This is a genomic window from Actinoplanes sp. NPDC049681, assembly GCF_044465265.1.
Lineage (GTDB): Bacteria > Actinomycetota > Actinomycetes > Mycobacteriales > Micromonosporaceae > Actinoplanes.
Map to the genome: position 1 here is coordinate 874,965 of NZ_JBITLP010000003.1, position 17,516 is coordinate 892,480.

Here is a 17,516-nt window from a genome sequence, read left to right on the forward strand (position 1 = left end):
GAAAACTAGTAAGTCACCGGTTTGGGTGGCGCCGAGTGGTCAGACCCGTCCGCTCTTCATACGACTCCATGGCGCGGCCCCTCGCGTCGGTGAACTTCTGCGCCCGACAGTGGACAGGACGTTCTGTTCTGCCGATCAGACGCCGACTAAAGAGGCTCCTCCTATAAGCCCGCGTCAGTACACAGTCGAGGAGTGCGCAATGTCCTTTACTCCACCGCCGAACCCACACCAGCCACATGTGCCCAACAAGCGGAAGAAGCTGCCGATCGTCCTCGGGAGCCTGGGTGCGGGGTTCCTTCTCTGTGTCAGCGCAACAGTTATCGCTGCGGTCGCCAACGACCGTGCGCCGCAGAGCATCGCGAGGGATGTTGGGAACACGGCGACGCCGGCTGCCGGGACCTCGGTGTCGCCAGCGGTAGCGCCCACATACTCCTCCGCTCCGGAGCAGACCACCGCGACGCCGAGTCCGAGGCTGACCACCACTGAGCCACCGAGCGTTGAGAAGACCGCCGAGGCGCCGACCGAGCCGGGGCTGTCCGTAGAGCAGCAGAACGCCATCGAGACCGCCGAGCGGTATCTCGACAGCCAGTCGTTCTCCCGCTCCGGACTCATCAAGCAGCTGAAGTATGAGGGGTACTCAACGAAGGTTGCGACCAAAGCGGTGGAATCCCTGGGCGCCGACTGCAAGAGGCAAGCAGCCAAGAAGGCGGAGGACTATCTGGACAGCTCGGCTTTCTCTCGCACGGGCCTGATCAAGCAGCTGGAGTATGAAGGTTTCACGCGCGCTCAGGCCGTCTACGGTGTGGACTCCTTGCGCACCAATTACAAAGAGCAGGCAGCCAAGAAGGCGGAGGACTATCTGGACAGCTCGGCTTTCTCTCGCACGGGCCTGATCAAGCAGCTTGAATATGAAGGTTTTACGCATGAACAGGCCGTCTATGGTGTCGACCAGGTGATGTAAGAGAAGGAGCTCATCGGACGAGTGCCTTCTCAGGCGCCAACGATGAGCCGCACTGATCGGGCTGGAGCTTCGGTAGCGTTCGATCGGATGCAGCACCAGCGACGGCGCCCTCTGGCGGCCCGCCCGTCGGCAGCGAGGGCCACATCCTCGGCCTTCTGGCTGCGTTGTATCAGTTCGGGCTGAAGGAACCGCCTCGTCTTCTTCGCAGCCGTCTTGGCTACGGGGCCGACATGCCGATCCTTCGCTCGAACGATGACGCGCCGTTGAGGGTTTGATCTAACCCGGCGCCTGCGGATTCGGGCGCTCCACGCATTTCATGCGCAATGCCGCTAGCGAGTCCTGGTGCACCAGGCCCGCGGCGGGCGTTTCCCAGATTAGGAGAAGTCATGACTCAGCCCCGCCGCGTCGCCATGGCGCTTGCCGGCATGCCGCTGCTAGCTGGATGCGGGGGAGGCCCCCAGCCGGCCGCAGCGCCCAGCCTCCCGGCGCCGACAGCGGCATCGTCCCCGTCCACCACACCGGCCACCGCGTCGCCGTCGCCCACACTGTCACCATCGCCGTCGATGAACCGCAAGCAAGCATGCCAGCAGGTGGTGGAAGGCGCCACTGACTGGATTTACCTCATCGCTCGAGTCTCTGACGACCCGTCTCTACAGAGCGTCAACTCGATGGAACTCGATCAACTCTCATTTAAGATCAGTGAAACGCTTCCGTATCTGGATAGGACCACTGCCGAGCATGCCGGAAAGCTGGTCAATCCACTCACGACCCTTCAGTCGGTGATGGCGACCGGCGAGAATCTCGATGTCGACCTTGAGGAGGCGCGCGACGCGGTCCCTGATGTATTGGCGGGTTGCCGCGGGAAGGCGAGTCTTAAGGGCTACGACTCGCCGTACAACAAGTGATAGCCCAAGTGTGCACTTGGGCGCGAGAAATACCTGCTCAACCGCCTGCGGCTCTATCCCTCAGGCGACAGAAAGGTCGGCCGCGGTGAACTCCCACGGCGGTGGCATGCGAAGGCCGCCCCCTCGCCGTAGGCGGTAACCGAGAAGTAGCGGGGCCGGCCAGCCGCCGCGAAACATTCGTTGTTGAGCTAGACGCGTCCTGGTCCTCAACTCGGCGCGTCTCAAACGGTGCATGAGACGCCAGCACACGGCTCACCTGCTGTACAGCAGCCAAGTACAGCAAGCGATGAGACTGCACCGAGCCGAACGAGACGACCGCACGTCGTCTGACCTCATGCCCGGCTTGATCCAAGCGCTCCGCCTAGACTCCCTCGGTCGCGGGTTCGAGTCACGCCCGGCCCACCAAGCCCCTGCTCAACGGCTCGGCCTGTCCGGTGAAGGGGCACCGAGGGGCCCGGTGCAGCTGAGTAAAGGAGCACGTCGGATAGACGTGGTCACCTAACCGGACAGCGACCGTCGACTTATGTACAGATCCGTCGGTTATCAGCACTATGTGTCGGCGTGCCTAGTTTGGTATCCCGGTTCCGACCTTGAAAGTGATCGAGCGGCCGGGTTTCTTGGACTGGGGCCCGGCCGCATCACCAGTCCTGTCTCGGTCCAGCACGGAGCCCGCCCAATGTCATACCAACCACCGGATCCGAATCAGCCTCAACATCCCCCCGTCCCGCCCGGGTACGGTCCTCCCCCGCCGGGATTCCCGACCGGGCCAGGACAGGCACCCTATGGCCCGCCGCCAGCGAAAAAGAGCAAGAAGAAGCTGATCTTTGGCATCGTCGGTGGAGTGTTGGTCTTGTGTTGCGGCGGCGGTGTGATCGCCGCTATCGCCGGTGGAGACGACGACAAGCCCGACGCGTCAGCGACCACAGCGTCAGCCAAGAGGCAGGCCACCACCAAACCCGGCGCGAAGACCGCCCCGAAAGCGCCGGCGGGGAAGGTGACGACGGAACCTGTGGCCACCCGCGACTCCGGGCCAGGCCTGGGCGACCCCGTCCGCGACGGCAAGTTCGAATTCACCGTGACGAAGCTCGACTGCTCCAAGACCAAGGTCGGCTCTGAATTCCTGAACGAAAAGGCTCAGGGTAAGTTCTGTATCATCTCGGTCACGGTGAAGAACATCGGCAAAGAGGCCCAGACCTTCGACGGCTCGTCACAGAAGGCCTACGACGCCGAGGGCACCGAGTTCTCGAACGACACGGGCGCTGAAATTTACGCCAATGAGGGAAGCCCGACCTTCCTCCAGGAGATCAATCCCGGGAATCAAGTGAAGGGCAAGCTCATTTTCGACGTGCCGAAGTCGACGACGCTAACCGCTCTCGAGCTTCATGACTCGGTATTTTCGGGTGGCGTGAAGGTGTCCTTGTCCTGAAGTTGTCCCCTCCTTCCGACTGGAACGCGACACGTTAGTAATGCGGTTCATGCTCGTGCGTGTGCAATGTCGGTGGGGGCCCTTGGGTGGCTTCCTAGCCAGCGCTGAGGTGGCGGCAGTCTCCACCTCACGCCGTCAGCTCAGACGGATCGCAGGTCGGTTGCAGTGGCACTTGATGTGCGACCGACCTGCAGGCCGCGCGCCGCTACTCCCTCGTTAACTTGGGAAGGCGGCCAAGCTGGCACCTGGGTGAGCCGTGGGCCGAGGAGCGCCGGCCCGACTGGGAGGCGGACCTAAAGATGGTTGGTCGGCACGACTGGTCGAACGAAGAAGCCCCCAAAGCGGTTCTAGCCGGTGTCCGCCATTGGAAGGCCGGTCCGATCAACGGTGCGCCGCGCTGGCAGTGTGGAGGTCGGTACAGCACCGCAGTACAGCAACCGACCGAGCTTCACCCACACAAACCGAACTCGGTGACCACACCTGACCTCGTATGAAGCCTTATCCGGCCGCCTCGCGCGAACTTGACACGGAAAAGGTTCCGGCCGACGGTCCGGTCTGACGCAACGACATCGTCAGCGTCGCGTCCTATTCAACTTGGCTCACGCCCGGGTCGCTAGTAAAGAATATGAAAGCCTCGCCATCGGAATCGATGCGCAACTCTACGCGGACTCCGGTGTGGTTGTTGCCGTTCGACCAAGTGCCTATACCCCTACATTCCAGGGCGGTTTTAATCTTCGAGCCCTTCGGAAGGTGGAATCCACGACGGTTGTCGCGCACAACCCTTGGTGTTCGCACCTTCAAGAGCTTGACCTTATTTTGATCGTGAGCCGAGTTCTGAACTGCCGCCGCCGAAATCTGCGAGCAGTCCACGTCCAGGAGCGACGACGTCGAGGGAGAGCTAGGAGTGAGATCGGTTGACGCAGACGTCGATTGTTTCGATCTCGAGCCAACCGAGCCCGAAATCAGCGGCGCCGAAGACGGCGTCGAGGGGAGAGAAGACGGGTCGGTGGCCTCAGAGTGCGAATCGCACCCGAGGCCGCTCACTATCGTGGCAAGAGTCACTGCGGCGGCCGGGATTGAGAGTCGATGGAGCCTCATCAGTCCTCCAGCGCTCGTAGACCTTTGGAGATCACGTTAGACAGGACTCCGCTCGTACGTTCGCGCTTCACTCGAGTTCCCACTGGGTACACAGCGGCTCGGCGGACTCGTGAGTTCACAGGGGGCTGCTGCGCTCAGGTGGTCATGGCCGACGGCGGGATCACCTACCGTCGCCATGTCCGTCGAGCCGAACCGCCACGCGGACACCCGCCCGCACCCTCGACACCGACCGCCGAGCTGAACGAGGTCAGCGCGTCCGCGCCGGGCCGGTTCTGATCGCCGCCTTTGCGTGGTCTAGGGCATCTTAGAGTTCGGTGTGGCGTGTTCGTTGGGCCGCGCACCTCTCCGGTGTCGGATGGAGCCGGTCGCGGGGAGACCAGGGTTCTTGAGCGGCAGAGCTGTGGCGGCCTCCGCTGATTCAGTAGGCGCCTCAAGTCATGCCGCGTTCGTCCGAAAAGACTCGAGGCGGCCAGCGGGCCTTCGTTCTGTGGCAGTCAAACGAGGAAGTGGTATCGGCTGACCTCGCCGGACGCCTTACGAAGCCGCTTTGCGTTGTGCTGGGGGTTAAGCGGTCGACAGTTCGTCCAAGTCGCTCGCTACACGCGGTGGTCAGCGCGGCGTGACCGAATGCTGAAGTGCCTGTGTGGTGGCTGCTGCGACCGCGCTAACGGCGATGAGCCATGCCAGGTAATAGAGGTGGCCAGCATCGGTGAAGGGCGAGTCGAAGGCTTTGCTAAAGGTGAACATGCGGGCAGCTGGTGGCGTGCCAGACAACGTATTGGCGCTGAGGCCGAGCACTACTCCCAGGGCCACGAGAAAGCCAACTCCCCAGCCCGCCTGCAACTTCCAAGCGACGGCCAGAAACCGGGCAAGGGTGTCACGACGCTCGCGGATGACGAGCACGGTCGCGCCAGCGACGACGATGGTCGATAGGATTGCGACCGACCAGGACGACGCATAGGCCATCGTTCTGGTGAGCCGCAGCAGCGACAGTTGGTGTCCCACAAGATTCGCTGCGTCGGGAGCACACGACGTCAGAGCCTTACATTCGCGCTCGGCAAGATCAGCCTCGCCGGGCAACGGCTGGAGCATCTGATGAACGTATGCGCTGGTCGTCAACCATGCGAAAGCGACGATCGAGCCGAGCGCGACGAGCCAGCCGCCGACGAGATATCGGAACGGTCGGTGCCCGGTCCTCGTGGGGTCAACCAACGTTCACCGCCTGCGGCCAAGTGCCGACCGGTGGGCCGGCCAGCTTCTCCAGGTTGTTGATCGAGGCGCTGGCGTCACGCGCGTTCTTCAGCAGGTCCACGACCCGGGTGGCGATGCTGAACAGCTGGTTGATGGCCTTGTCTACAACGGCGCCGGCGGCGCTAGCGACGGCGTTGATGGCCTCGATGATCCCGAACACCGATTCCGCGTCGACAGCTGCTTGAGTGACGGCCCCGGCGATGAGGGCGATGTACTCGCCCATCTTGACGGCGTACTCCACGTTGGCCTTCGCGATGGTGAACAGCCAAGTGCTGATGAAGTCCGCCTTGGTCGCCATGTCGCTGGCGGCGGCCTGCTGGAACGGAATCTTGGCGCTGTAGGCGTCGGCGGCCGCACCCTTCCAGTAGATGAGCTTGTCGCCCTTGACGGGGATCCTGCCGGCGGCGGCGGATGCCGGCCTCTGAACCTGGGCGAGCCAGTCGAAGCTGGTCAGGATGAGCGAGACGACAGGGGTCGAGTGCTCGACCAGGTACCGGGCCTTGTCAATGATCTTTTGCAGGCCTTCCCGGGCGCCGTCGAGCTTTTCCTTGACCCACAGCAGGACGGCGGCACCCAGCAGCCATCTCTTGCTGCTGACTTCGTCGACGATCTTGTTGAAGCCATCGATGATGAGTTCGATGCCGCTGCGAGCCTTGTCGATTGCGGTGCGGAACTCTTGGGTCAGTCCCTCTGGGGTGATCGCGGGATCCGGGGCCATGCGTGGGGGTCTCCTTGCCTCAGAGGTTGCCGTAGATCTTCGTCAAGGTCTCGGCGGAAACCTCGTCGGTGCCGTCGTACTCGTCGGCAGCTCTGTTGAGGGCCTCGCCGATCTGCTCGCACTCGGCTGACCCTTCCCGGCAACGGTCTTGCACGAATTTCTGGTAACCGGCGTAGATGGGAGCGGCTGCGATGGAGATGCCGTCGCCGCACCAGAACGCACTGTCATCCAGGGTCAGATTTCCGACACAGCTGGCGACGGTGTCCATCTCACCGGACAGCGCGAACCACTTTTGGCTTCTCGGTGCAAAGTCTCGGTGACGACTCCGAGGTCACTCATACAGCGCTCCTGTTCCGTTCTGTGGCGTCAGGCAATGGCTTGGAACGCGGCCAGGGCGTCGGCGGCGAGCTCGCCGGGCGACTCCCGCATCGCTACGTGTGTGTCGATTCGGACTTGTGTCACCCTGAACCCGGTCAACACGAGCCGGACCAGACCGGCCGGACCGGCGATGATTCGCTCCGCGGCATGCCTGTCATCGTCACAGCCGCCCGTCGGCTGGGGCACGCCAACGCGAGCGTGACGACCCGGCACTATGCCCGGCCCATCGACGGGCGGGACGCCCAGGTCGCGAAGCACCTCGACAAGCTGGGCACCGAACGGGCATCGGGCACGCAGCGGGCACGGAAGTCCGGAAAGACGAGCACATGATCGGTGAACAAGGCACTGACCTGGCGCGCCCGGCAGGATTCGAACCTGCGACCGACGGATTAGAAGTCCGTTGCTCTATCCGCTGAGCTACGAGCGCCTGGCCAGCACATACTAGAGTCCCGGCGCCGTCGTGGCGAGCCGGATGTCAGGCCGTCGTGGTGTCCGCTTTGTCGTCCGATGTTCCCGCGGCCAGCTCCGCCTCGGCCTCCGCGCGGGCGACTCCCTCGGCGCTGTCCTCGGGGGCCGGCGGGATTTCCTCCTCCGGGGTGCCCTTCGGCGGCAGGAACCCGTCCACCCAGCGGCCCAGTTCGCGGAAGACCTCGGCGCGTACCTCCTTGCCCGACAGCGTCAGGTCGTGCATGCCGCCGTCGAACCGGGCGATCGTCACCCGGGAGCCGAGCTTCGGCGCCCAGCGGACGATGTGGTCGACATCCAGCACCGTGTCGGTCACCCGGGCGTCCTCCGACCACGCGCGGCCGCGATAGGTCCGGGTCGAACAGGCGACAAGGACCGGTGCGTCGATCCTCAGCCCGGCGCGCAGGCGGGCCTGGCCGCGGCGAATCGCTTCAAGCCATCCGGTACGCACGGGGAAACCGAGCAGTGGCTTCCAATTCAGCTCGTACGTCCACTCGCCACGGTGGTCGGAGTGCAGACTCTGCCCGTACACGCCGAGAGTGCCCACGGGCAGGACGCGGTAGGGGTTGCGGGAGCTCGTACGCCCGACGAGGTTCATCAATGGGCGGCGCAGCACCCACGGCACGTTGAAGTCGAAGAACGGGCTGTTGAGGAACAAGCCGTCGACGATGCCGCGGTCGCTGCGCGCGTGCGACCACAGGGACGTGATCAGCCCTCCCGTGGAGTGGCCGGCCACCAGCATCTGGTCGTGGCCGTCCTGCTCGCGGATGATGCGCGCCGCCTCGTCCAGCTCCGGGAAGTATTCCGTGAGGCTGCGCGCGAAGTTCGGGGTCTGGTGGGGCAGGAGGCTGCGGCCGTACTTGCGCAGGTCGAGCGCGTAGAAGTCCCAGCCCCGCTCGGCGAAGAAGTCCGCGAGGTGGGTCTGGAAGAAGTAGTCGACGAAGCCGTGCACGTACAGCACCGCACGCCGGGTGGGCTTGTCCGCGCGGCGCCGGACCAGGGTCGCGACGACCGGGCCCTCGTCGTCGGTGCCCAGGTCGATGGTGTGCCGCTCGTACGGCGGGCCCAGGACGTCGATCTCCACGCCGCCAGGTTACCCGCAAGTAGGGCGGGGTGCGCCATAGCACGCACGGCCGATCTTCGACGGTTTTCCCCATCGCGAGGTCATCCACAGCCCCCGACCGCTCTTTCGGCGGCGCGGCCGGCATCCACGGCACGCTGCTCCCACGAACTCCGAACCGATTGAGGAGAAGCGATGTTCGACACCAACATTGTCGTGATCGGCAACGTGCTCACCGCGCCCGAGTGGCGGCGGACCGCCGGCTCCAACACGCTCGTCGCGAACTTCCGGCTGGCGTCGACGGCACGCCGGATCGACAGGGACACGGGCCGGTGGGTGGACGGCAACCATCTTCGCGTACGGGTGAACTGCTGGCGCCGTCTCGCCGAGGGCGTGGCCTCCTCCGTCACGGTCGGCGACCCGGTCGTGGTGGCGGGACGCCTCTATACCCGCGACTGGACCGACTCGGAGGGCAACCTGCGGACGACGTACGAGATGGAGGCCGTCTCCGTCGGTCACGACCTGTCCCGGGGCCGGGCCCGGTTCTTCCGGACCAAGTCGGCCGCGATCGCGGCGGTGGAGAACCCGGAATCGGTACGCGGTGAGCCGGCGGCCCCGATCCCGGAGAGCGACGCCCCCGCGGTGTACGGCGACGGCGTACCCGACGGCGACGAGCCGGCGTTCGAGGAGGTGCCTGCCGGCGCTCCGGTGCCCGTCGCAGCGCTCCGCGGTGGCGGTTTCGAACCGTTCGACACGACGGCGACGCCTCCGGACATGGAGGCGGACGCAGAGGCAGGTGAAGCCGGCACGGACATCGAGGCTGAGCAGGCTGAGCCGGAGCGCCTGACGGAGCCCGCCGAGGCCCCGAGCCGCACCGAGCCGGTCGAGTCGGCGGGTCGGGCGGAGCCGGCCGACGCACCGAGCCCGCGTCGCGTGCGGGCCCGCGCCTCGCGTCGGCAGCCCGTCGCGGCCTGACCGCCGCACGCCGCCTGACCGCCGCACGCCTGGTCCGGGCGTGAACACCGGTCGCGCCGGTCGGCCCCTGACAGCCGGCACGTCCGGGTGGGGGCCGAATACCGGCACGCTCGGCCGGGGCCCGGCCGACCTCCCTCTCGCTCGGGGGCCTGAACGGCGCCCGCTCGGTCGGGGGCCTGAACGGCGCTCGCTCGGTCGGGGGCGGTCTTGGCGGGGTGAGGCGGCGAAGACAACCGGCGGCCTGCGTGTGGCCGGCGTGGGCTTCCGGTCCGCCCGGGCGGGGTGTCCGGTGGTCGGCACCCGGTCCCGGGCGGCATAGCCGCTCGTCGCCAGGGGTCGCGAGCGAGCGGCGAAGCCCGGTCGCCGGCGTACGGCGGCGACCGGGCCCCATGAAGCCGCCGGTGGTAGGCCGCGGATAAGTACGCGGCATCCACCGGAAGGGGCGGACGGCCGGCACCCGTCCGTCCCGGCTGCCCCGCCCGTCCCACCGGAGGCGGGGCAGCGCCGGCCGCCGCTGTCGGGCAACGGCGGCGGCCGGTCCGCTGAGGCGGCGGCGGGAGTTCCCCCTCTTCCGTCGTCGCCCGCGGCGGCGCGCGGATGTTCTGGTGGCCGGCATCCGCGCGCCCTCCCGTCCTGACTCCCGGGCGGGAGGGGCCGGCCTGCCCGGCGTACGGCACAAGGAACGGCCGGGTGGGCGAGAAGACCGCCGGCCACCGGTCCCGTCGGCGGGCCGGTGGCCGGCACGCGGGCGCCGGGCCGCTCACTAGGGTGGTTCGGATGGAGCGAGGAAGGCGAGCCGCGATGATTGCCGACGCCGCCGGGATTGTTGCCGGATACGCGCTGGATGCCGTTCTCGGTGATCCGCGCCGCTTCCACCCGGTCGCCGGTTTCGGCCGGGCTGCCGGTGTGCTCGAGCAACGCCTCTACGCGCCGAACCGGGCGGCCGGCACGGCGTTTGCGGCCGCGGCGGCCGGCATACCGGTGGTCGCCGGTGCACTCCTGGCCCGCGCCACGCGTCGTCGGCCGGCTGCCCGGGCAGCCCTCGTGGCCGCCGCGACATGGACGGTGTTGGGCGGCCGGACCCTGCGGCGGGAGGCGGACATCATGGCCGGCCACCTCGAGCGCGAGGATCTCGCCGCCGCGCGGGGACGGCTCAACCACCTCTGCGGCCGTGACCCTTCCACGCTCGACGCGCCGGAGCTGGCCCGGGCCACCGTCGAGTCCGTCGCCGAGAACACCTCCGACGCCGTGGTCGCCCCGCTGTTCTGGGGCGGCGTCGCCGGGCTGCCGGGTCTGCTGGGATACCGGGCCGTCAACACGCTGGACGCGATGGTGGGGCACCGGTCCTCGCGATACGCGCGGTTCGGAACGGCGTCCGCTCGGCTCGACGACGCGCTCAACCTCCTTCCCGCGCGCATGACCGGTCTGTTGACGGTGGCCGCTGCGCCGCTCGTCCAGGGACGTTCCGGGGAGGCGTTGCGGGTGTGGCGGCGGGACAGGCTGGACCATCCGAGTCCCAATGCGGGGCAGTGCGAGTCCGCGATGGCCGGGGCGCTCGGGGTACGGCTGGGGGGACGGAACGTTTACTTCGGGCGTACGGAAACCCGGCCCTTCCTGGGTGACGGACCGCGACCGTCGGCCGCCCACCTGCGCCGCGCCGCACGCCTGTCCGGGGCTGTTGGCCTGGCGGCGGTCACGGTCGCTGCGGGGGCGGCCCTCGCGCGCGGGCTGACCGGGAGCCGTCGATGAGCGGCGGGCTGCTGGTCGCCGGGACCACCTCCGACGCCGGCAAGAGTGTGCTCACCGCGGGCATCTGCCGATGGCTGCATCGCCGGGGCGTGCGGGTGGCGCCGTTCAAGGCGCAGAACATGTCCAACAACTCGGTCGTCGTGGTCGGCGCGGACGGGCGTGGCGGTGAGATCGGGCGCGCGCAGGCCATGCAGGCCGCCGCGTGCGGGGTCGCGCCGGACATCCGGTTCAACCCCGTGCTCCTGAAGCCCGGTAGCGACCTCTCGAGCCAGGTCGTGCTGCTCGGCGAGGCCATCGACACGGTGACCGCCGGCAATTACCGGGCGCTGCGGCCCAAGCTGGCTGAGACCGCGCACGCCACCCTCGCCGCCTTGCGCGCCGAATACGACGCCGTCATCTGCGAGGGTGCCGGCAGCCCGGCCGAGATCAACCTGCGGGACGGTGACTTCGTCAACATGGGGCTGGCCCGGCATGCCGGTCTGCCCGCGGTGGTCGTCGGCGACATCGACCGCGGTGGTGTCTTCGCCGCGCTCTTCGGGACCCTGGCGCTGCTCAGCCCCGAGGATCAGGCGCTGATCAGCGGGTTCGTCATCAACAAGTTCCGCGGCGATCTCGGGCTCCTGCAACCCGGGCTCGACATGATCACCGCTGCCACGGGGCGGCCGGTGCACGGCGTGCTGCCCTTCAACCTCGACGTGTGGCTCGACGCGGAGGATTCCCTCGCGTACGGGCGGACGCTCGGACGGCCCGGACCGCCACGCGGCACCGAGTGGTTGCGGGTCGCCGTGGTGCGGCTGCCGCGCATCTCGAACGCGACCGATGCCGAGGCGCTGGCGACCGAGCCGGGCGTGCGCGTGATGCTCACCATCGAACCGGCTGACATCGCCGACGCCGACCTCGTCGTGCTGCCCGGCTCGAAGGCGACGGTCAGCGACCTGGCTTGGCTGCGCGAGACCGGGCTGGCCGACGCCGTACTCGCGCACGCGGCCGCCGGAAAGCCGTTGGTCGGCATCTGCGGCGGCTTCCAGATGCTCTCCGAGGCCATCCACGACGAGGTGGAGAGCCGCCGGGGCACCGTGCCCGGGCTGGGACTGCTGCCCGTCGAGATCACGTTCGGCGCGCGCAAGACCCTGGCCCGGTCGCGCGGCGCGGCGTGGGATCAGGTCGAGGTCGGCGGCTACGAGATCCATCACGGGTACGTCTCCAGCGGCGCACCGGAGCCACTCCTGCGGTACGCGGACGGCACGCCGGAGGGTGCCGTGGTCGGCACGGTGTGCGGCACGCACTGGCACGGCGCCTTCGAATCCGACGAGTTTCGGCGCCGGTTCCTGACCGGGGCGGCCCGTCAGGCGGGGCGGCACGGTTTCGTGGTCGCGCCGGACACCCGCTTCGCCGACGTGCGCGAGAAGGCGCTGGACACCCTGGGCGACCTCGTCGAGGAGCACCTGGATACCGACGCGCTGTGGCGGCTGATCGAGTCGGGGCCACCCGCGGGTCTGCCCTTCATCCCGCCGGGAGCGCCGGTTGCCTGAGTTCAGCGACCTCGCGGCACGGATCCTGGCCACGGAGCCCCGGCTGGGGCCCGTACGCCTCGTCGCCGTCGACGGGCCGAGCGGCGCGGGGAAGAGCTGGTTCGCCGGCAAGCTGGCCAAGGCCGCCGACGTACCGGTCGTGCACACCGACGACCTGCTCGACGGGTGGGACGACCAGTTCACCTTCTGGGCGCGCCTCGAGGAGCAGGTGCTGGAGCCGCTGCGGCACGGTCGTACCGCCACGTATCGGCGCTACCTGTGGCATCGGCGGGCGTTCGGCGGGCCTCCTGTGTCGGTCGAGCCTGCTGCGGCCGTACTTTTGGAAGGGGTGACGTCGGCGCGCCGGGCGATTGGACCGGAGCTGTCCTTCTCGGTTTTCGTGACGGCGCCGCCCGATCTGCGGTGGCGGAGGGCTCTTGCACGCGACGGGGGCAACGATGTTGCGTTTCGGGCGTACCTTGAGCGCTGGCGCGCCGCCGAGGATGAGCACTTCGCCGCGGAGGCCACCGCCGCGCATGCCGACCTGCTGGTCGACGGCGCGGCCGAAGGATCCGGCGACCGCTACGAGGCGTTGCGGCAGCCGCCTCATTGGCCACGATCTGCTGTGTGAGCAGCGGGGACGGGGACGAGATGACGACCGACGACGACAACCGGCCGACGCGGCGACGGGTCACCCTGACCGGCATCAGTTCCCGGGCGTGGGAGCACCCCGCCGACCGCGGCGCGCTCACCGCCCTGCGCGAGCTCCGCGGCTTCGACGATGTGGTCAAGGCGTTCTTCGGCATGTGGAACGAGCGCGGCTTCCGCCTCCAGTTCCTGGCCAGCGCCATCCGCGTCGATCACCGGCAGTACCCGCGCGTGTACCAGCGCTTCACCGAGGCCGCCACGGCCCTCGACGTGGCCGAGCTGCCCGAGCTGTACGTGAGCCAGGCGCCCGTCATCAACGGCCAGGCGATCGGCATGGACAAGCCGTTCATCGTCATCACCACGGCCGCCGTGGAGAAGCTCGACGACGACGAGCTGCGGGCGCTGCTCGGCCACGAGATCGGCCACGTCCGCAGCGGCCACGCCGTCTACAAGACGATCATGATGATCCTCACCCGCTGGGCCGCCAACCTCAGCTGGCTGCCGGTCGGCGCGATCGCGCTCCGGGCGATCCTCGCCGCCATGTTCGAGTGGTGGCGCAAGGCGGAACTCTCCGCCGACCGCGCGGGCCTCCTCGCGGGTCAGGACCCGGCCGCCTCCACGCGGCTGCTCATGAAGCTGGCCGGCGGCGGCGACCTCTCGCAGATCGACACCGCCGCCTTCCTCGAGCAGGCCGCCGAGTACGAGAGCGGCGGCGACCTGCGCGACAGCATCCACAAACTGGGCATGACGGCGTGGAGCACCCACCCGGTGCCGGTGGCCCGCGCTTCCGAGCTGCGCAAGTGGATCGACGCGGGCGAGTACGGCCGCATTCTCGGCGGCGACTACCCGCGCCGTGACTCCGACGGCAACGCCTCGGTCACCGAGGACATCAAGGCCGCGGCCGACTCCTACCGGCAGAGCTTCAACTCCTCGCAGGACCCGCTGGTCGGGCTGCTGCGCAAGCTCGGTGACGGCGCCGCCGACCTGGCCGGGTCAGCCGCGCGTGGGGCACGGGACTGGGCTTCGGGCGCGGGCCGCCGCCGTGGCGACGACGCGCCCCCGCCTCCTCCGCCGCCGGCCTGAGCCACACGCCGGGTCGACGCGGGTCGCTTCGGGCGCCGGCCGTGGCCGTCTCGCCTGGATGGTCAGGCGCGGTCGGCACCGGCTCGGGTCTCCGCGCGGTCGGCGCCGGCTCGGCCATCCGCGTGGTCGGCACCGGCTCGGCGCTCCGTGTGCCCGGCCGGGTCGGCTTCCGGCGCCGCGCGGTCGCGCCATGCCCGTTTTCTCGGTCGGCCTGAGCGTTCGGGCCCGTTGTCCACGGCCGCCGAAGCGGGCCCGTACCCGACCCGGCCCGGCCCTGATGGCCGGTTGTCCACAGCCACCGAAGCCGGCCCGCACCGACTCCGCCTGAGCCTTCGGGCCCGTTGTCCACAGCCACCGAAGCGGACCCGCACCCGGCCCGCCCGCGGGCCTAGGATCGGGGCATGAGCCTCACTGAAGACGACCTGCGCGCCGCGATCGCGCGGGAGCTGCCCGGTGTCCGCGCCGACCTCGAACGGCTGGTCCGCATCCCGGGGATCGCGTTCGACGGCTTCGACCACTCGCAGGTCGAGCGGTCCGCCGAGGCCGTCGCCGAGCTGCTCCGCGGCTGCGGGCTCGACGTGCAGATCGTCCGGGCCGGCGGCCAGCCCGCGGTGATCGGCCACAAGCCCGCGCCCCCCGGTGCGCCGACGGTTCTCCTCTACGCGCACCACGACGTCCAGCCGGCCGGTGACCCCGCGCTGTGGACGAGCGACCCGTTCGAGCCGGTCGAGCGCGACGGGCGGCTCTACGGCCGCGGCGCCGCCGACGACAAGGCCGGCGTGATGGCGCACGTGGCCGCGCTGCGCGCGTTCGGTGACCAGCTGCCGGTCGGCGTAGTCCTGTTCATCGAGGGCGAGGAGGAATACGGCTCCGACTCCCTCGACGAGCTCATCGAGACCCACAAGGAGCTGCTGCGCTCCGACGTGATCGTGATCGCCGACTCCGGCAACTGGGACATCGGCGTTCCCGCGCTGACCACCTCCCTGCGGGGACTGGTCAACTGCTTCGTCGAGGTCAGCACGCTGCAGAACGCCGTGCACAGCGGCATGTTCGGCGGTCCCGTGCCGGACGCGCTGACGGTGCTGGCCCGCCTGATCAGCACCCTGCACGACGAGCACGGCGAGGTGGCCGTCGACGGTCTCGTCGGCCGCGAGGGCGCATCGGTCGACTACCCGGAGGAGCGCCTGCGGCACGAGGCCGGCGTCCTCGACGGGGTCAGGATGGTCGGCAACGGCAGGCTCACCGACCGCATCTGGACGAAGCCGGCCATCTCGGTGCTCGGCATCGACGCCCCGAAGACCCAGGAGGCGGCCAACGCCCTGGTTCCGCGAGCCAAGGCCAAGCTCAGCGTACGGCTGGCGCCCGGCGACGACCCGGCCTCGGCGTATGCGGCGGTCCGCGCCCACCTCGAGAAGTTCGTGCCCTGGGGCGCGCACGTCGAGGTGACCCTCGAGAGCGGCGGCGCCCCGTGCGTCATCGATGCCACCGGTCCGGCGTACGACGCGGCGCGCGCCGCCTTCACGACGGCGTGGGACGGGGTGGCGCCCGTCGACATGGGCGTCGGCGGCTCGATCCCGTTCATCGCCACGTTCCAGGAGCTCTTCCCGCAGGCGGCGATCTTGGTCACCGGCGTGGAGGATCCGTTCTCCGGCGCACATGGGCCGGACGAGAGCTTGCACCTCGGGGAGTTCGCGCGGGTCTGCCTCGCCGAGGCGCTCCTGCTGCGCAACGTGGCCGGGCTGGGGGAGTGACATGACGGCCCCGGCCCCGGGTGCATCCCAGGCGAGCTGCGACGTACTGGTGGTCGGCGCCGGCCCCACCGGACTGATGCTGGCGAACTGGCTGGCAAAACTCGGGGTCAGGGCCGTCGTCGCCGACGGCAAGGCGGGGCCGACCCGCGAGTCGCGCGCGCTGGTCGTGCAGGCCCGCAGCCTCGAGGTGTACGACCAGCTCGGCATCGGCGACAAGGTCATCGCGGCGGCACAGACGGCCCGCGCCCTGGCCCCGGGCTTCGGCGATCGCGTGTTCGGGCGGATCCCGCTCGGACCGCTCGGGGAGGGGCGCACGCAGTACCCGTGGATCGAGATTCTCGAGCAGAGCCGCAACGAGAAAATCCTCTACGAGAATCTGCGGTCCCTCGGCGGCGCGGTTCGCTGGGGTGCCACGGTCACCTCGCTGCAGCCCGTGCCCGGCGGCGTCGAGGCGGTGATCGACGGCGAGAAGGTCACCGCCCGCTTCTGCGTCGGCGCGGACGGCGCCAACTCGGTCGTCCGCAAGGCACGCGGCATCGGCTTCGACGGCGTCACCAACCCGCACCTCTTCTATGTCATCGACGCCACGGCCGTCGGCGGGCTGGTCGAGGGGTCGATCAACGTACGCCCCGGCCGTGACGATTTCCTTCTGGGCTTCCCGATGTACGGCCGTGGCAACTGGCGCCTGATCGGCCTGGTCCGCGACGACGACGGCGACGGGAAGGTCGGCGAGGACGACGCCCGTGCCCGGATCCGCCGGGACTTCGCCGTCACATATGCCGATTCCCGCTGGTTCGCGACGTACAGGGTGCATCACCGGGTGGCCGCCGCCTTCCGTGACGGTCCGTTCTTCCTCGCCGGCGACGCGGCCCACGTGCACTCCCCGGTCGGCGGCCAAGGCATGAACACCGGCCTGCAGGACGCGCACAACCTGGCGTTCAAACTGGCCGACGTCATCCACGGCCGTGCCGCTGAGCCGTGGCTCGACCGGTACGAGGCGGAGCGCCGTCCCGTCGCGCACACCCTCGTGGCCACCACCGACCGGATCTTCGGCTTCATCACCTCCCAGCGCACGTCGCTACGCCTGCTGCGGCGAGCGATCGTCCCGCTGCTGGCCCCCGTCGGCGTCCGGGCGCTCCCTGGCACATCGGGCGGATCGCGCCTGTTCGAGTACGTGTCCCAGATCCGCATCCGCTACCCGATGTTGCCGGACGAGCCACGCGACCCGGTGGTGGGCCGCCGCCTGCCCTGGACCGGCGACAACTACGCGCCGCTGCGGTCTCTCGAGTGGCAGGTGCACGCGTACGGCGAACTGACCTCCGCCCCTGATCTCGGGCTGCCGGTGCACGTGTTCGACGCGGCTCCGGAGACGGCGTTGCGGCCGGGGACGCTCTACCTCGTACGGCCGGACGGCTTCGTGGCGGCCGCCGCGTCCCCTGCCGAGGCGGCCGAGGTCTTCCGCCGGGCGATGCCGCCGCCGGTGCCCGCCGCGTAGCGGTTGTCCGGCCTGGAAATGCTGCTCGAGTGGTGGATCGGC

The 17,516-nt window shown here is 68.9% G+C and carries 15 protein-coding genes and 1 tRNA gene; 11 read left to right on the top strand and 5 right to left on the bottom strand.

Annotated elements, in window-relative coordinates:
• Positions 1-238: 238 nt before the first annotated feature.
• The 3 genes from ACIBO8_RS14065 (at position 239) to ACIBO8_RS14075 (ending at position 3,292) form a co-directional block, all read left to right on the top strand.
• Complete coding sequence (locus ACIBO8_RS14065) at positions 239-961, top strand: Ltp family lipoprotein (RefSeq protein ID WP_396115537.1); 723 nt, start codon at positions 239-241, stop codon at positions 959-961.
• Between the two features lie 563 nt (positions 962-1,524).
• Positions 1,525-1,866 carry a hypothetical protein gene (locus tag ACIBO8_RS14070; protein ID WP_396115538.1) on the top strand — a complete coding sequence of 114 codons (342 nt, stop codon included), beginning with the start codon at positions 1,525-1,527 and terminating at the stop codon, positions 1,864-1,866.
• Between the two features lie 676 nt (positions 1,867-2,542).
• Positions 2,543-3,292 carry a DUF4352 domain-containing protein gene (locus ACIBO8_RS14075; protein ID WP_396115539.1) on the top strand — a complete coding sequence of 250 codons (750 nt, stop codon included), beginning with the start codon at positions 2,543-2,545 and terminating at the stop codon, positions 3,290-3,292.
• Positions 3,293-4,999: 1,707 nt separating this feature from the next.
• On the opposite strand, the gene ACIBO8_RS14080 is transcribed toward ACIBO8_RS14075, so the two are convergent.
• From ACIBO8_RS14080 to ACIBO8_RS14090, 3 genes are all read right to left on the bottom strand, one after another.
• Positions 5,000-5,482 carry a hypothetical protein gene (locus ACIBO8_RS14080; RefSeq protein WP_396115540.1) on the bottom strand — a complete coding sequence of 161 codons (483 nt, stop codon included), beginning with the start codon at positions 5,480-5,482 and terminating at the stop codon, positions 5,000-5,002.
• A 112-nt stretch (positions 5,483-5,594) separates the two neighbouring features.
• Positions 5,595-6,359 carry a hypothetical protein gene (locus tag ACIBO8_RS14085; protein WP_396115541.1) on the bottom strand — a complete coding sequence of 255 codons (765 nt, stop codon included), beginning with the start codon at positions 6,357-6,359 and terminating at the stop codon, positions 5,595-5,597.
• Positions 6,360-6,378: 19 nt separating this feature from the next.
• Complete coding sequence (locus tag ACIBO8_RS14090; RefSeq protein ID WP_396115542.1) at positions 6,379-6,627, bottom strand: hypothetical protein; 249 nt, start codon at positions 6,625-6,627, stop codon at positions 6,379-6,381.
• A gap of 257 nt (positions 6,628-6,884) precedes the next feature.
• On the opposite strand from ACIBO8_RS14090, the gene ACIBO8_RS14095 reads away from it, so the two are divergent.
• Complete coding sequence (locus ACIBO8_RS14095) at positions 6,885-7,067, top strand: hypothetical protein (RefSeq protein WP_396115543.1); 183 nt, start codon at positions 6,885-6,887, stop codon at positions 7,065-7,067.
• 21 nt (positions 7,068-7,088) lie between these two features.
• On the opposite strand, the gene ACIBO8_RS14100 is transcribed toward ACIBO8_RS14095, so the two are convergent.
• Positions 7,089-7,164 (bottom strand) — tRNA-Arg (locus tag ACIBO8_RS14100).
• A 48-nt stretch (positions 7,165-7,212) separates the two neighbouring features.
• Positions 7,213-8,286 carry an alpha/beta hydrolase gene (locus ACIBO8_RS14105; RefSeq protein WP_396115544.1) on the bottom strand — a complete coding sequence of 358 codons (1,074 nt, stop codon included), beginning with the start codon at positions 8,284-8,286 and terminating at the stop codon, positions 7,213-7,215.
• A 171-nt stretch (positions 8,287-8,457) separates the two neighbouring features.
• Here ACIBO8_RS14105 and ssb point away from each other — a divergent pair, with 171 nt between their 5' ends.
• The 7 genes from ssb (at position 8,458) to ACIBO8_RS14140 (ending at position 17,474) form a co-directional block, all read left to right on the top strand.
• Positions 8,458-9,237, top strand: coding sequence for a single-stranded DNA-binding protein (gene ssb, locus ACIBO8_RS14110; protein WP_396115545.1), 780 nt, complete (start codon positions 8,458-8,460; stop codon positions 9,235-9,237).
• A gap of 801 nt (positions 9,238-10,038) precedes the next feature.
• Positions 10,039-10,986 (top strand): cobalamin biosynthesis protein, encoded by a 948-nt coding sequence (locus ACIBO8_RS14115; RefSeq protein WP_396115546.1) that lies wholly within the window; start codon positions 10,039-10,041, stop codon positions 10,984-10,986.
• Positions 10,983-12,518 (top strand): cobyric acid synthase, encoded by a 1,536-nt coding sequence (locus ACIBO8_RS14120; protein ID WP_396115547.1) that lies wholly within the window; start codon positions 10,983-10,985, stop codon positions 12,516-12,518. Before ACIBO8_RS14115 ends, ACIBO8_RS14120 begins: the two co-directional genes overlap by 4 nt.
• The gene (locus ACIBO8_RS14125) at positions 12,511-13,128 is read left to right on the top strand and encodes a uridine kinase (protein WP_396115548.1); all 618 of its coding nucleotides are present in this window, start codon (positions 12,511-12,513) and stop codon (positions 13,126-13,128) included. The genes ACIBO8_RS14120 and ACIBO8_RS14125 overlap by 8 nt, the downstream gene beginning before the upstream one ends.
• Positions 13,129-13,148: 20 nt before the next feature.
• Positions 13,149-14,228 carry a M48 family metallopeptidase gene (locus ACIBO8_RS14130; protein WP_396115646.1) on the top strand — a complete coding sequence of 360 codons (1,080 nt, stop codon included), beginning with the start codon at positions 13,149-13,151 and terminating at the stop codon, positions 14,226-14,228.
• Between the two features lie 401 nt (positions 14,229-14,629).
• Complete coding sequence (locus tag ACIBO8_RS14135; protein ID WP_396115549.1) at positions 14,630-15,979, top strand: dipeptidase; 1,350 nt, start codon at positions 14,630-14,632, stop codon at positions 15,977-15,979.
• A gap of 1 nt (position 15,980) precedes the next feature.
• On the top strand, positions 15,981-17,474 hold the full coding sequence (locus ACIBO8_RS14140; RefSeq protein WP_396115550.1) for an FAD-dependent monooxygenase: 1,494 nt from the start codon (positions 15,981-15,983) through the stop codon (positions 17,472-17,474).
• Positions 17,475-17,516 lie beyond the last annotated feature (42 nt).